Here is a 14,842-nt window from a genome sequence, read left to right as displayed (position 1 = left end):
GAGATATGAGAAAAATGATATTCTTGTATAGTTCTTGTGTCAATATAAAACTATTCTAAAACAGGAAAATGTTAGTTCAATAGGCGTAAAGACTCAAAAAAATGAAAAATTCGCTCAAGTGAAAATCATCGGAAAGTTATTCCAGAAGAATTTATATAAAATTTGAAATATCGTACAAGCAAACCTTTTCCACATGCATAGGATGACAAGAGGACATGTGTAAAAAGGAGGGGTTTTCATTGGGGGATGTAAATGAATCTGATCTGAAGAAACCCATTGTCAATGTATTAGACTTTGGCGTGATTGCTGACGGGAAAACGGACTGTACAGCGAAACTGAACGAATGCCTGGAATGGACAAAAGCACAGGGCTACTCCCACGTCTGGCTGCCGAGTGGAACGTATCTAATAGATGCGGTGTACAGGGGGGATCAATTTTTTCCTTTTCGTAATGCCGGCATACGAGTGCCAAGTCATATTTGTATTGAGATGGCATCAGATGCCGTTATCAAAGTGAAACCAAATGATTCGTGGGGATATGCAGCCTTTTATATAGGAGAGGTAGAGCATGTGACCATTCGGGGCGGGCGGATTGAAGGCGACCGTGATGAGCATGTGTACAAGGCACTCCCGCCAGAAAGAAAAACACATGAATGGGGCTTCGGGGTGTGTATTGAAGGTGCTTCCCATGTGAATATCGATCGTGTTCAAATCAACAATTGTACGGGAGACGGCATCATTGTCAGTCCGCACGGTTTATTGACCCATATCGAATCGTACTCGCCTGCTTCGTCTATTCATATTTCTGGCTGCACCATCACTGACTCAAGGCGAAACAATATGTCTATTACAGGCTGCGATGGTGTCATTGTGGAAGACTGTTTGCTTGAAAGGGCAGGGGTAAATGGGGTCGAGCCAAAAATGGGCATTGATATTGAAGGATACGGAGAAAATGCGGTCAACTTGGAGGAACCGCTGAATATTCAAATTCGAAACAACATAGTCAGAGGCGGCGCAGCCAGCTCTATCTATAATTTCAATGGCTATGGTGTGATCATTGAAGGTAATCAAACGGACAGCAGTATCTCCTATGGCTTCGCCACTGAAATGATCATTGCGAATAATTTGATTCGTGCAGTGGGTGGGGGCGTGACAAAAGCAGGGATTACGAGCTTAGGCGTGCCGCTTGATCAATCGGAAAACAATGTGATCATTATTGGCAATATGATTGAAGGATTTGAAAAGGGGATTGATGTGAGGGGAGACAGCGTGCACATCACAGGTAATAAAATCAGTCTTTTTGAAGATGCGGCTGTGTCTGTCTATATGGCCAATCGTATTTTAATAGAAGGAAATCATATTGAGTCAGGGACAAACACACGGCTTAGAAGTACATCGCTGCGTATTTATCAATCAGACAGCATTGTCTTTTCAAACAATACCGTCTACTCTGTCATCGATGCGGCGATGGTCAGAGGAACGAATATTCTCATTCAGCATAATCAATTCAAGGAATTCAGCCGAGGGATATGGGTGCAGGAGGGAGAAGCGGGGATCAACGGCAATCACTTTATTCAAGAAGGACATTCACAGCTCGCATCTTCGTATACGATCAGCGTGACAGGAAATGCAAAGGCTTTCATATGGCAGAATCGTTTTAAGCACTATCAAAACTATGCCGTCTATAGCAATACGACCGCTCCTTTAGAGATTAAAGACAATTCCTTTGAAGAAACGTCCTTATATGTGGTGATGTATATTAAAAATGGCTCACCCCAAATTGGTGATAACCGCTTTTATTTAAATCGTTCAATCGGACAGCCGACAGCCGTTTTTCTTGATGAGGTTGTCTCAGCACGTGTGCTGCGGAATAACATCATTAATCTCTCTCCTCAAAAAGCGATTGCCGTCCGCACCATATCCTCCACTCATTCGGTGATTGCCCATAACGTACTAGAGCGCAGTCAATTGATGACACACTCCACGGACCGGCTCATCGGAAATATTGAAATTGATCTACCGTAAACGCCTGTAAATCCCTTTTTTTGGAGGTTCAGAAGGCGGTTGACAATCATGTAAAAAGGGCATATAGTAATAATTATTTTTCATTTTTCGCAACATTTGCCCTTTTTTTTATGGATAAAACCGATTAATTCAATCAGAAAAATGTATCTTGTAAAATAATCACTTGATACAAGGAAGATATAGAAAGGATGAAGAACAAGTGTCACAGCCGAAACGGAAGCTCAAGCTAGGCGTGTTCATCGCGGGAACTGGACATCATGTCGCCTCTTGGAGACATCCGAAAGCAGTACCAGACGCAGCCATGAATCTTGATTACTTTAAACAATTAGCGAAAAAGGCCGAGGAAGGGAAGCTGGATTTGCTCTTTTTAGCCGATAGCTTATCAATTAATCATACATCTCATCCAAATGTATTAACGAGATTTGAACCGCTCACCCTGCTTTCTTCGATTGCAGAGTCTACCTCAACAATTGGTTTAGCAGCAACAGCATCAACTACATATAGTGAGCCATTCCATATTGCGAGACAGTTTGCCTCACTCGATCATTTATCAGGCGGACGAGCAGCATGGAATGTGGTCACATCTTCTATTGAAGAAACAGCGAAAAATTTTAGCGGAGAAGAGCATTTAGCGCACCACAAACGATACGAACGAGCTGAAGAATTCGTCGATGTCGTCAAAGGTCTGTGGGATTCTTGGGAAGAGGACGCACTTGTAAGAAACCAAGAAACAGGAGAATTCTTTGAGTCTAGTAAGCTTCATGAGCTGCAGCACAAAGGTGAATTCTTCTCCGTACGGGGACCGCTTAACGTATCACGCACCCCTCAAGGACAGCCAGTGATCATTCAAGCAGGGTCTTCTGAAGATGGTCAAAAGCTTGCGGCTAAAACGGCTGAGCTTATTTTTACGGCGCAAAACGATCTCGACAAAGCGAAGGAATTTTACCAAAGTTTGAAGGGAAAAGTAGAGGCTGCTGGACGAGCTAGAGAGGATGTCAGCATCATGCCGGGCATCTTCCCAATCATTGCCGATACAGTAGAAGAGGCAAAAGCGAAGTATGAAGAATTACAAGAGCTGATTGTTCCAGAGATCGGCCTTAGCATTTTACAAAACTACTTAGGGGGTATTGATCTTTCGCAGTATCCACTAGACGGACCACTTCCAGAGATTGATCCAAGCGCGTCAAATGCCGTGAAAAGCCGCTTTGACCTTGTGATGAATATGGCGAGAAAGGACAACCTGACCATTCGCCAGCTCTACCAATCTGTTGCAGGGTCCCGTGGGCACCATATCTTCATTGGAACACCAGAGCAGCTAGCAGATGTGATGGAGACATGGCTCGTTGAGGAAGCAGCCGACGGTTTTAACGTGATGCCGCCATTATTGCCAGAAGGACTTGATGCCTTCGTAGACCGCGTCGTTCCGATCCTTCAGGAAAGAGGCCTGTTCAAAACAGAATACACAGGAAAAACTTTACGAGAAAATCTCGGCTTAAAACAGCCAAAAAATCGCTACACGACATAAAGGTGAGGTGACTAACGTTGGGATATACGTTTCGTCTGGCAACTGAGGATGATATAGAAGCGCTGCTTGAACTGACAACAAGAGCCTATGAACCGATTCGTGAGCTCGGCATCCAGTTCCAAGCAGCACATGCAGATGTCGCCCTCGTTCAGAAAAATGTACAAAAGAACCTTTGCTATGTAATGGAAGAAAACGGAGAGCTTCTCTCCACCTTATCACTCCGTATGCCTTGGGGAGAACAGCCAGGACCATTCGGCGTTCCGCATATTTGGTGGTTTGCTTCAGAACCAGCGGCAAAAAAAGGCACAGGCTCAGCCTTGCTTGAGTGGGTTGAAACTGAAGTGTTAAGGGACACACTAAAGGTACCGTTTGTCTCTCTTGGGACAGCTGATAAGCATCCGTGGCTCATGGACATGTATGAGCGTAAAGGCTATGTCAGAGCAGGTGAAAAGGATCTAGGCAAAGGCCATATCACCATTTATTTTAAAAAACAATTACGATCAGATATTACACAACCATAAGAGGAAAGAAGGGTGTACGAACATGAAAAACAAAAAGTGGCTAGTTGTTTTATTTGCGGCAATGCTTGCGGTGTTAGCAGCATGCGGCGGGGGTAATCAGAGTGAAGGCAAAGACGAGAAAGTGCTTAAAGTGGGCGCTACAGGCCAAAGCTATCCATTTGCTTATAAAGAAAACGGCAAACTAGTAGGATTTGATGTCGAGGTCACAGAAGCCATTGCGAAAAAGCTAGGCTACAAACTAGACTGGCAGCTGAGTGAATTCAGCGGACTGATGGGCCAGCTGACATCTGGTAAGCTGGATACCGTATCAAACCAAGTTGCGATTACAGATGAGCGTAAACAAACGTTCAACTTTACAGATACGTATGCATACGCAGGAACACAAATCATTGTCAAGAAGGACAACAAGGACATTAAAGGACTTGACGACTTAAAAGGAAAAACGGTGGCGGCTGTTCTTGGCTCAAACCATGCCAAAAACCTAGAGAGCAAAGACCCAGACAAGAAAATCAACATCAAAACATATGAAACACAAGACGGTGTCTTAAATGAAGTGGCAAATGGCCGTGTAGATGCTTACGTCAACGGACGCAGTGTCTTGTTAGCTCAAATTGAAAAAACAGGACTTCCACTCAAAATCGTCGGCAACCCAATCGTATATGAAGAAGTCGGCTACCCATTTGCCAAAGATGAAAAGCACGACAAGCTAAGAGAAGAATTCAATAAAGCGATCAAAGAATTAAGAGAAGACGGAACACTGAAGAAATTGTCTGAGAAATATTTCAAAGATGATGTCACAGTTCCAATTAAAAAATAACAACAGCGGCGGTGAAAAGCAGACATGAATCACATTGATTGGCAGTATATGGTGACGGTTTTTCCAACCTTGATTCAATACTTGCCGATAACGATCTTCATGGCGATTGTCTCCATGGTATTTGCCATTATCATTGGTGTGGTATTCGCGCTTATAACGAAAAACCGGATACCTGTCTTATACCAATTTGCCAAGCTGTATACTTCTTTTTTCAGAGCGGTTCCAACTTTGGTTCAGCTCTTTCTCATTTATTTTGGTCTTCCGCAGCTATTCCCTGCGATGACCTCAATGGATGCCTTAACAGCGGTCATTATCGGTTTAAGTATTAAAAACTCAGCGTACTTAGCAGAAATTTTTAGAGCGGCTCTTAATTCAGTGGATGAAGGGCAGCTTGAGGCCTGCTTATCTGTCGGCATGACAAGATGGCAGTCTTACGTCAGAATTATTTTCCCGCAGGCCGTCAGAAATGCCATTCCAGCGACGGGGAATACCTTTATTGGACTTTTAAAAGAAACATCGCTTGCCTTTACCATTGGGGTGGCAGAAATGTTTGCGCAAGGGAAAATGATTGCATCGGCCAACTATAAGTACTTTGAAACGTATTTAGCGGTTGGCATTGTGTATTGGGTGCTCACCATCATTTATAGTTTCCTGCAAGACCTATTTGAACGAAAAATCAGCAAACCTTACCGGAATTAAGGAGGTGTGGACATGATCAAGCTCACCAATTTGAAAAAATCATTCGGCGACCTTGTCGTCTTAGACGGAATTAATCTTGACGTGCAAAAAGGGCAGGTTGTGGCCATTATCGGACCTTCTGGCTCCGGTAAATCAACATTGCTGCGCTGTCTAAATCTATTAGAAACGCCAGATGAAGGTACGATTGAAATTGGCGATGCGAAGCTGAATGCGTCTAAATATACACGTAAAGAAGCCCATCACCTGCGTCAGCAAACGGCCATGGTGTTTCAAAACTATAATTTATTCAAAAACAAAACAGCCTTGCAAAACATTACAGAGTCACTGCTTGTGACGAAAAAAATGACAAAACAGCAGGCAAATGAGATCGGTATGAAGCTATTGAAACAAGTAGGGCTAGAACAAAAAGCTGACAGCTACCCGGTCACACTATCCGGCGGTCAGCAGCAGCGAATCGGGATTGCCCGAGCCTTAGCGGTTGATCCACATGCGATTCTGCTGGATGAACCAACGTCAGCACTAGATCCAGAGCTTGTTTCAGGTGTGCTTCAAGTGATTAAATCCATTGCCATTCAAGAAACGACGATGATCATCGTGACACATGAAATGGCGTTTGCAAGAGAAGTAGCAGATCATGTGATTTTTATGGCAGATGGTCATATCATTGAGCAGGGAACGCCAACCGAACTATTTGACGAAACGAAGAATGAACGAACAAAACGATTTATCCAAAAAGAAGCAGCGGCTGAAGAAGCATAAGCTGCTTTTTACTCTTTAGAGGGGTGAGTATCAGTGAAATCATTAGGAAATGAAGCTTTAAACAAACGTTTAATTAACATACGCCGAGCGCTTCATGAGCATCCAGAGCTGGCATTTGAAGAGTATGAAACGACAAAAAAACTACGAGGCTGGTTAGAAGAGGAAGGCATCACAGTGCTCGATTTCCCAGATCTTCAAACAGGGGTCGTTTGTGAAATCAAAGGAGAACAAGAGGGACCAACGATTGCTCTGAGAGCCGATATTGACGCACTTCCAATTGAAGAAGCATCTGGCGAACCATTTTCTTCAAAGATACAAGGGAAAATGCACGCATGCGGCCATGATTTCCATACCGCTTCGATTTTTGGTGCGGCCGTCCTATTAAACGAACGGAAACATGGGCTCAAGGGAACAGTGCGCATTTTGTTCCAGCCGGCTGAGGAAGTGGCGCAAGGAGCGAAACACGTCATAGAGGCAGGCGTCTTAAATGGAGTGGATGCGATATTTGGTATGCACAATAAACCTAACCTGCCAGTTGGCACCATCGGGATAAGAGAAAAAGCATTAATGGCGAGCGTCGATCGCTTTGAAATTGACATTCAAGGAACGGGTGGTCATGCTGGAATTCCAAATCACACAATTGATCCGATTGCCATCAGCGGTCAGATCACAAGCGCCCTACAGCAAATTGTCAGCCGTCGCATTAGTTCTTTGCATCATGCGGTTGTCAGCATCACACGTATTCAAGGCGGCACATCATGGAATGTGATACCTGATCGCGTCGAGATGGAAGGGACCGTTCGGACGTTTGAACCTGAAGTGAGAGCGATGATTCCAGATCTCATGAAACAAATCGTGAGCGGTATCGCAGAAGGGTTTGGCGCAAAGGCAGATGTGAAATGGCATCCGTATTTGCCTTCTGTGATGAATGACGAGCGTTTGACAAAGGTTGTGGAAGAAACGGCAGGAGCGCTTGATCTCGCAGTAGTAGAGGCAGAGCAGTCACCAGGCGGAGAAGACTTTGCCCTTTACCAAGAACGCATTCCAGGCTTTTTCGTCTGGATGGGGACAAGCGGTACCGAGGAATGGCATCACCCTGCCTTTACGTTAAATGAAGAGGCACTTCCTGTTGCCGCTGCTTTCTTCTCCGAGCTTGCGGTTCGGGCGTTGGAGTCAAGAACATGGAACTAACGAAACAGCTCGCAGAGGCAGTGCTATCTGCTGATCCGCTGCAAGATCAACAGGCCGTTCAAATGGCTCGAAATGGTCTGTTAGACGCTGCGGCAGCAGCGCTTGCTGCAAAAGAGGATGAAGGGATTCAGAAGCTCATGACGCTCGTGGAACAAGAAGGCGGCGCGGCTCAAATTCCCGTCATTGGACAAGGGAAGAAGGTCAGCCGTCAATCCGCAGCCATGCTAAATGGCTACCTGATTCACGCCCTTGATTATGATGATGTGCATTCTGATGTGAGAGGACACCCAAGTGCGGTGATCATTCCGGCCTTGCTTTCCCAGCTGACCAACGGGGAGGCGTACGGTGATCGATTTCTAGCAGCCTACATTACTGGCGTCGAAGTGATGGCAAGGCTAGGTGAATCCATCGGCAAGTCGCATTATGAGAGGGGCTGGCATAATACCGGAACTCTCGGAGCCATTGCAGCGGTCTGTGCGATTGGTTATTTGAAACAAGTTTCACAGAAAGAGCTGGCGAAAGCGATCGGCTTTGCAGGTGCGCAATCAGCTGGAATGCGAAAGCAGTTTGGGGCTGATATGAAACCATTACAAGCTGGCCTCGCCGCTCAAACCGCCGTATGGTCCATGGATTTAGCTTGCTCAGGTTTTGGCGGGAGTGAATCGCTTCTAGATGGGGAGCTGGGCTTCTTTTCTCTCTATGGGGATCAGAAACTGGCGGAAAGACGTCTGCTAGAGGACTATGGCACTGCATGGCGTATCGTGTCGCCAGGTCTATGGTTTAAAGTGTATCCGTTCTGTTCAGCGGCGCATCATGCAGCCGATGCGATTGAGTCATTAGTACAAGAACACTCTTCCTTACAGGGGAAGATCGAACAGGTCGACGTCATGTTTCCGCCTGGCGGAGATGCCGCACTAACGGAGCGGGCACCTTTGACAGGAGAAGAGGGACGATTTAGTGTCGAGTATGTCATCGCACTAGCGGTGTTTGGACAACCTTTATCACTGGATGCTTTTACGAAAAAAGCCATTTCACCGGAGCTGCGTACATGGATGAAGCGGGTAAATAGAGTATATGATCAAACGATAAAACCCCATCCAGACGCAGTACCAAAAGGGCGATTTACGATTGTAAAGCTCACCTTATCTGACGGGTCCACCATCAGCAAACGAGTCGATATCCCCCGGGGAGCACCAGGCTGTGCATTATCGACAGAAGACATCATACAAAAGTTAAGCAGCGTCACCAGCACATCACAGGCAAAGCAGCTTTTACAGGCGGTTGAAGAGGGGAATGACGCTGCTTATCTGAAGTTGCTCGTGTGATATGAAAAAAGCTCATCTTTGGAGATGAGCTTTTTAAATGTCCTTATTTTTATAAGAGTGAATATACTCTATGACGTCAAAGAAGATATTCCTTCGTCAGGTGAACAATTGATCTTGATCTACAACAATCACATTTAAAAACGACCCTATTCTATGACAGAGGCAAAACGAGTTTTATCTTTTAGGTTTATTTTTAAAGGTATCAAATCGCAAATCGACGAATTTAGTAGTACGTTCAAAGATTTAAATCATTGAAATGAAGGGAGTATGAAATGTTAACTATTCGTCGTATCTATCAAAAAAATTATCCTAAAGGAAAACAAGTATATTATCAATATACATCTGAAAAATACTATGAAATTCATATGGAAACCAGTCACAATGGTTGGAACATCTCCCTTACAGAAGAAGTATTTGAAGCGCCAGTTAAAAAAAATCTAAAAGAGGAGATTTTCGATCCATATAAAGAGGGTTCAGAGGTTTACGTGTCAGAGATGAATTGTGAAGAAACTGGAATTATAGTCATTCAACACATGAAATGGAATAATACATTACTCATTCATGATTTATATGTGGATAAACAATTTAAAAGAAAAGGTATTGGCAGCACTTTCATTAAAATGGCACAAAAACGAGCTCGTGAATTGGGAGTTAGAATGATTGTATTAGAAACCCAATCATCCAATTTTCCAGCTATCCAGTTTTATTTGAAAAATGGCTTTCAACTGATTGGATTAAATGTCAACTCTTATTCAAATGAAGATATAAAGAAAAAGGAAATTCGCATCGAAATGGGGTGCCTTATAGAAAATCACAATTAACTTCGTTAGGGCACACCGCCCTCGATATGCATGTCCAGTTCCAAACTGTTTTATATAGACCATTTATAACGATCAGGAAGCGTGTCATTTCATTCTTTTACTACAGGGGAGACTTCTTCATCTGAAAGAGTGTAAATGACACTGTCCTCATCTAGACTATCCTCTGCAATCCCTTCATTTTTCCATTCTACTATATTAAAAAGAACAATGTGATTCTCCAAAATTTCAGCTCCATCAAAAAGTATGAATAAAAGATGACCAAAGCATGATAAGTTCATGAAATCGTATCAATCCAATTGAGATTTGAGAAGGAACATGTAAAATAAAGCTACATAAAGAAAAACAAAGGCAACAGCGGAGGCTGATGATGAAAATATTAATGATTGAAGATAACCAGAGTGTTTGTACAATGACGGATATGTTTTTTCAACGAGAAGGATTTCAAGCGGAATTCGTCCATGATGGATTAGAAGGATTGAATCGATTTAAGCAAGAGGAGGATTGGGATCTGCTCATCTTAGATGTCATGCTTCCTTCAATGGATGGACTGACCATTTGTCAAAAAGTACGCCAGATTAGTGATGTTCCGATTATTATGCTGACAGCAAAGGAAACGGAATCTGATCAGGTGCTGGGCTTCGATCTTGGGGCTGATGATTATGTGACAAAACCCTTTAGTCCGCTCACCTTAATGGCAAGAATCAAAGCAGTGAAACGACGTTTTGCTCAAACAACATCTACTCAAGAAGGAGCGAAAGAGGGTGAACGGCTAGAGACCGAACATTTTCAGTTAGATAAAAAAACGAGAGAAGTGTTTCTAGAGGGGAAACGGATCGAAAATTTAACACCAAAGGAATACGATTTGCTGTGCTTTTTTATACAGCATCCTCGGCAAGTATTTTCACGAGAACAATTGCTTGAGCAAATTTGGGGATACCAATTTTATGGTGATGAACGAACGGTTGATGTTCATATTAAACGATTGCGCCAAAAAATCGGAGACGGGTCTAAGCCCTTTCTGTATACGGTATGGGGCGTAGGGTATAAGTTCGATGAAGATTAAATATTTTTACCAGTTGCTGATTAGTCACCTTGGGTTATTGCTCATTGCCATCATTATTATCAGCACCTTGATGTCTCATTTTGTGAAAGATATTGCTTATCAAAATAGGGTAGACGAAATGAGTTCGTATGGGAATGAAATTTTGGAGAATTTTAAACAATTGTCGAAAGCCGAGATGAACTTCCGTTTGCGTCCATTTGAAGACATTCTTTCGACGAGACAAATCCGTTTTTTCGTCTTTGATGAAAAAGGGACTGTGCTATCTCAGCAGCAAGAGATGCCGCCGCATGAAGCGTTACTCACAAAAGATTTGTGGGCCAAGCTCGCAAAAGGAGAAGAAATTATTGTCAAGCGAAGTGATTCACGCCGGCTTGATCAAGAAGCATCACTTGTGGCACTTCCTGTCATGGAAGACGGAAAGCTGAAGGGCGGGGTGGTGCTCATAGCTCCTATTCAAGGAGCAGAAGAGCTGATTGCTCAAATGAATCGGTATTTATATATCATCGTGTTTGTGGCATTGACGATTACCTTTATTCTCAGTCTGTTTCTGTCGAAGTTCCATGTGAATCGTATCAAAAAACTGAGAGAGGCAACTGAGAAAATTGCGCATGGTGACTACAACATTCATCTTGAAAACAAACACCTTGATGAAATTGGCACACTAGGTGAGGATTTTAATATGATGGCGAATCGTCTTCAACGGTCAAGAGAGGAAATTGACCGGCTCGAAAAGCGTAGGCGACAATTCATTGCGGATGTGTCTCACGAATTGAAAACACCGCTGACGACCATTCGAGGATTGGTCGAATGGCTGAATACTGCGGATGTGCCGGCAGAAGAGAAAGAGAAATGCTATGCGCTCATCACTGATGAAACAAAACGAATGTTGCGTCTCGTCAATGAAAATATGGATTATGAGAAAATCAGGTCGAATCAAATCACTCTTCAAAAATTTCACTATCCACTCATTGATACGTTTGAAGTGATTAAGGAGCAGCTGAGCCGAATGGCTGAAGAGAAAAACAATCAGCTCATGGTAGAGGTTCACCCTGAACAAAAGGTATACGCAGATTATGACCGGCTCATTCAAATTCTCGTCAACATCACAAAGAACGCCATTCAATTTACAGAAGGCGGCCGTATTTCTTTGAGAGGGAAAGAAGAGAATGGGGAAACGATCATTGAAGTAGAAGACACGGGAATCGGCATCGCACCTGAAGAAGTCAAACACATTTGGGAACGTTTTTATAAAGCGGATATTTCGAGAACGAATACACCATACGGAGAATACGGACTTGGCCTGTCAATTGTCAAACAGCTTGTGGACTTGCATGACGGACAGATTGATTTAAAAAGCGAAAAACATAAAGGAACAACATTTATCATTCGTTTACCGCTACCACAAGAAAAGGGCTAAACTCCGTTTAGCCTCAGCGTGTAGAAAAACCCTCGCATTCGGTGTCAGTCCTGCGTGCCGGTGCTCACGAATGTGAAATTCGCTCCGCGCCGGTACTCGTCTTTCCTAGGGCTGCAAAGGTTTTCTATCACGCTGAAAAGAAGAAAAAGGGCTAAACTCGGTTTAGCCCTTTTTGGTGTATCATCACTTATTCTGTTTTGGAGAACGTTAAGCCGATATGAGCAAGTGCCTGCGGTAAATCCTTACGAATGGTGATGTCTTTAAATGAAATATTCGATTGAATCGCACTCAGCGCAAGGTCTTGCTTTATTCCTGTTAAAACAGCTGAAATGCCTAAAAGTCTTAACGTTTGCGCATAGCTGACCAAGTATTGAATGCTTTGTTCATTGAGTCGTTTTGTCCCTGAAACATCAATGACCAAATGAGAGAGCGACAGCCTGTAGCTTTCCTGTAAAATGGTTTCTAAAATATGCTGCGCACGTGTCTCTTCGATATCACCAAGAAGAGGGAGCACGGCGACACCGTCAACAACAGGTACGATCGGTACAGATAATTGCTGAATCTGCCGATTGGCCTGGTCGAGTTCTAAGACGTAACTCAATAAAGATGCCATCGTTTCAAACATATGAACATGCTCTTCTGTAAATTGCTGCGGCCTTAGATCAAGTCCACAAATGGTTCCATAGTTCGTACCATCAGTAAAATCGATGGGAACCCCAATAAATGAGCCGCCTTGCAGCTGTTTCGTGACGTCTAAGTTTTTTGAACGCTCGTCCAAGCGGATATCAGGGATCAACAGCGTATCGCGATGATCGACCGCCAGCTTGCAAAATGTCTTCTCGTAAGGATTTTCTTCCCCTTCTTCAAGAAGCTGCTCGTCATGATTTAGCACCTTCACAATCTGATTGGTGTTTTGATCATTTTTAGCAATAAACAGTGTATTCATATGAATGAATTGACTCATCATGTTTAAAATACTTGTAGAAGCATCATGAAAATTGCGAAACTGTTTTAATAGTTGTTGACGAGGCATGGATTAGGACTCCTTGTAGCTCCGATCAATGGCCGGAACAATAGTTGATTTGTCTCTATCATACAAAATCAAACGAGAAATAGATATACTTTAATGCGCAAATCGTGCGAGATCAAAAAGACTGCCGATCCGGAGATCTGACAGTCTGCTGATTAAATGGAGACAGGCACCGTGGACATAGAGAAAAATTCCTCATATAAGGCTTGAACGGCTTCTTTTTCTTGAGCCGCTTTGACGCCAAACATCATGCTCACCTCTGAAGAGCCTTGGTTGATCATTTCAATATTCACTTTGGCTTTTGACAGCGCTTTTGCCGCTCTTGCTGTTGTACCAACATTATGACGCATCGCTTCTCCTACGACCATAATAAGCGAGAGGTTCCGTTCTAGAACCACTTCATCTGCATCAAGCACAAGCTTTAATCGGTCTAAAAGCTCTTGTTCAATCTGCTGCTCCTCCAGCTGATCCTGTCTTAAAATAATGGTCATATCATCAATGCCAGAAGGCACGTGTTCATACGTAAGTCCATATTCCTCTAACGTTTGCAACACTTTACGTCCAAAGCCCACTTCTCGGTTCATCAAATACTTGGAGATATAAATACTGCAAAATCCATTGTCTGATGCGATTCCCACCACAGGGCCATTCGTATGATCCCGTTGATTTACAATTTTCGTACCTTTGGCCGTTGGATTATTGGTGTTCTTAATCTGAACAGGAATGCCTGCCCGAAAGGCTGGAATAAGTGCCTCATCATGAAATACAGAAAAACCCGCATAGGACAATTCACGCATTTCACGATATGTCAGCTCTGTGATTTCCTTTGGTTCATGAACGATCGTTGGATTGACGGCGTAGACTGCATCCACATCCGTAAAGTTTTCATACACATCTGCCTTCAGTCCATTTGCCAAAATGGAACCGGTAATGTCTGATCCACTGCGGGAAAAAGTGACGATATCACCCGCTAGACTAAAACCGAAAAAGCCAGGGAACACAATGATGCCAGAGCGTTCTCTTAATTTGTACAAATGATCATACGATTCTGGAAGGACTTGCGCTTGACCAGGCTCGTCGCTGACAAATAGACCGGCTTCTTTTGGATTCACATAGTGCGCTTCGACGCCTTGATGCTGAAAGTAGGCTGCAATCAGCTTTGCGTTATTATCTTCACCGCTTGCTTTAATCGCATCAAGATAACGCTCAGGATGAGAAGAATCAGCCTGTAATAACGTGTTTACATCTTGCCGGATGGTGTCAATAATGTCATGACCTAACCCCAGCTCATCCGCAATCGAGGCATATCGCTCGATGACAGCTTCTTGTAAATCGTGTGCTTCACCTAAACGTAAATATTGTTCACCGCAGCTAATTAATAGATCGGTGACCTTCGTATCCGTTGAATGCCGTTTTCCTGGTGCGGAAACAACGACTGCTTTTCGAGCTGGATCTGCTGTGACAATGTCAAATACCTTTTGCAGTTGCTTGCCAGAAGCAAGAGAACTGCCACCAAATTTAACGACCTTCAATGCATACATCTCCTATAGTAAAAATTTTCTCACAAATTGAATAGTTTCTATTATCAACTCTTTTCTTCAAATTATCAAGGTTTTTCTTCTCTGAATGAACAAATGTATTTTTGGGGAA

Annotated in this window: 14 protein-coding genes; 11 read left to right on the top strand and 3 right to left on the bottom strand. The window is 43.4% G+C overall.

Annotation, left to right across the window (positions count from 1 at the left end; translation table 11 throughout):
- The first annotated feature begins 239 nt into the window (after positions 1–239).
- From ACSBQP_RS14585 to ACSBQP_RS14545, 9 genes are all read left to right on the top strand, one after another.
- The gene (locus ACSBQP_RS14585; protein WP_435028534.1) at positions 240–2,024 is read left to right on the top strand and encodes a right-handed parallel beta-helix repeat-containing protein; all 1,785 of its coding nucleotides are present in this window, start codon (positions 240–242) and stop codon (positions 2,022–2,024) included.
- Between the two features lie 199 nt (positions 2,025–2,223).
- Positions 2,224–3,549, top strand: a complete 1,326-nt coding sequence (locus ACSBQP_RS14580) for an LLM class flavin-dependent oxidoreductase (protein ID WP_335350121.1) — start codon at positions 2,224–2,226, stop codon at positions 3,547–3,549.
- Positions 3,550–3,566: 17 nt separating this feature from the next.
- Positions 3,567–4,070, top strand: coding sequence for a GNAT family N-acetyltransferase (locus tag ACSBQP_RS14575; RefSeq protein ID WP_024720188.1), 504 nt, complete (start codon positions 3,567–3,569; stop codon positions 4,068–4,070).
- Between the two features lie 22 nt (positions 4,071–4,092).
- Positions 4,093–4,887 carry an amino acid ABC transporter substrate-binding protein gene (locus ACSBQP_RS14570; RefSeq protein ID WP_008347268.1) on the top strand — a complete coding sequence of 265 codons (795 nt, stop codon included), beginning with the start codon at positions 4,093–4,095 and terminating at the stop codon, positions 4,885–4,887.
- A gap of 24 nt (positions 4,888–4,911) precedes the next feature.
- On the top strand, positions 4,912–5,586 hold the full coding sequence (locus ACSBQP_RS14565; protein WP_435028533.1) for an amino acid ABC transporter permease: 675 nt from the start codon (positions 4,912–4,914) through the stop codon (positions 5,584–5,586).
- A gap of 12 nt (positions 5,587–5,598) precedes the next feature.
- Positions 5,599–6,345 carry an amino acid ABC transporter ATP-binding protein gene (locus tag ACSBQP_RS14560; RefSeq protein ID WP_007498162.1) on the top strand — a complete coding sequence of 249 codons (747 nt, stop codon included), beginning with the start codon at positions 5,599–5,601 and terminating at the stop codon, positions 6,343–6,345.
- A gap of 33 nt (positions 6,346–6,378) precedes the next feature.
- Positions 6,379–7,536: an amidohydrolase gene (locus ACSBQP_RS14555; RefSeq protein ID WP_241511732.1), complete on the top strand. Its 1,158-nt coding sequence runs from the start codon at positions 6,379–6,381 to the stop codon at positions 7,534–7,536.
- A complete protein-coding gene (locus tag ACSBQP_RS14550; protein ID WP_148780817.1) occupies positions 7,527–8,861 on the top strand; it encodes an MmgE/PrpD family protein in 1,335 nt (444 codons plus the stop codon). The genes ACSBQP_RS14555 and ACSBQP_RS14550 overlap by 10 nt, the downstream gene beginning before the upstream one ends.
- Before the next feature lie 272 nt (positions 8,862–9,133).
- The gene (locus ACSBQP_RS14545) at positions 9,134–9,682 is read left to right on the top strand and encodes a GNAT family N-acetyltransferase (RefSeq protein WP_017358525.1); all 549 of its coding nucleotides are present in this window, start codon (positions 9,134–9,136) and stop codon (positions 9,680–9,682) included.
- An 89-nt stretch (positions 9,683–9,771) separates the two neighbouring features.
- Here the strand turns inward: ACSBQP_RS14545 and ACSBQP_RS14540 are convergent, their stop codons facing one another.
- Positions 9,772–9,903, bottom strand: coding sequence for a hypothetical protein (locus tag ACSBQP_RS14540; RefSeq protein WP_255201828.1), 132 nt, complete (start codon positions 9,901–9,903; stop codon positions 9,772–9,774).
- Positions 9,904–10,049: 146 nt separating this feature from the next.
- On the opposite strand from ACSBQP_RS14540, the gene ACSBQP_RS14535 reads away from it, so the two are divergent.
- Both ACSBQP_RS14535 and ACSBQP_RS14530 read left to right on the top strand, forming a co-directional pair.
- On the top strand, positions 10,050–10,745 hold the full coding sequence (locus ACSBQP_RS14535) for a response regulator transcription factor (RefSeq protein WP_217816174.1): 696 nt from the start codon (positions 10,050–10,052) through the stop codon (positions 10,743–10,745).
- Complete coding sequence (locus tag ACSBQP_RS14530) at positions 10,735–12,162, top strand: sensor histidine kinase (RefSeq protein ID WP_007498154.1); 1,428 nt, start codon at positions 10,735–10,737, stop codon at positions 12,160–12,162. The genes ACSBQP_RS14535 and ACSBQP_RS14530 overlap by 11 nt, the downstream gene beginning before the upstream one ends.
- 187 nt (positions 12,163–12,349) lie before the next feature.
- Here the strand turns inward: ACSBQP_RS14530 and ACSBQP_RS14525 are convergent, their stop codons facing one another.
- Positions 12,350–13,195, bottom strand: a complete 846-nt coding sequence (locus ACSBQP_RS14525; RefSeq protein WP_024720194.1) for a GAF domain-containing protein — start codon at positions 13,193–13,195, stop codon at positions 12,350–12,352.
- A gap of 152 nt (positions 13,196–13,347) precedes the next feature.
- Positions 13,348–14,724 carry an aspartate kinase gene (locus ACSBQP_RS14520; protein ID WP_008347247.1) on the bottom strand — a complete coding sequence of 459 codons (1,377 nt, stop codon included), beginning with the start codon at positions 14,722–14,724 and terminating at the stop codon, positions 13,348–13,350.
- Between the last annotated feature and the right edge of the window lie 118 nt (positions 14,725–14,842).

Source organism: Bacillus sp. G402 (assembly GCF_051172515.1).
Taxonomy (GTDB): domain Bacteria; phylum Bacillota; class Bacilli; order Bacillales; family Bacillaceae; genus Bacillus; species Bacillus altitudinis.
The sequence above is the reverse complement of the archived record's forward strand: the minus strand, read 5'-3'. Positions and strand labels throughout refer to the sequence as shown.

Bases quoted from the DNA above. Each gene is read 5' to 3' on its own strand.
- ACSBQP_RS14570 (WP_008347268.1), top strand. From the start codon at position 4,093: ATGAAAAACAAAAAGTGGCTAGTTGTTTTATTTGCGGCAATGCTTGCG.
- ACSBQP_RS14565 (WP_435028533.1), top strand. From the start codon at position 4,912: ATGAATCACATTGATTGGCAGTATATGGTGACGGTTTTTCCAACCTTG.
- ACSBQP_RS14560 (WP_007498162.1), top strand. From the start codon at position 5,599: ATGATCAAGCTCACCAATTTGAAAAAATCATTCGGCGACCTTGTCGTC.
- ACSBQP_RS14550 (WP_148780817.1), top strand. From the start codon at position 7,527: ATGGAACTAACGAAACAGCTCGCAGAGGCAGTGCTATCTGCTGATCCG.
- ACSBQP_RS14545 (WP_017358525.1), top strand. From the start codon at position 9,134: ATGTTAACTATTCGTCGTATCTATCAAAAAAATTATCCTAAAGGAAAA.
- ACSBQP_RS14535 (WP_217816174.1), top strand. From the start codon at position 10,050: ATGAAAATATTAATGATTGAAGATAACCAGAGTGTTTGTACAATGACG.
- ACSBQP_RS14530 (WP_007498154.1), top strand. From the start codon at position 10,735: ATGAAGATTAAATATTTTTACCAGTTGCTGATTAGTCACCTTGGGTTA.
- ACSBQP_RS14525 (WP_024720194.1), bottom strand. From the start codon at position 13,195: ATGCCTCGTCAACAACTATTAAAACAGTTTCGCAATTTTCATGATGCT.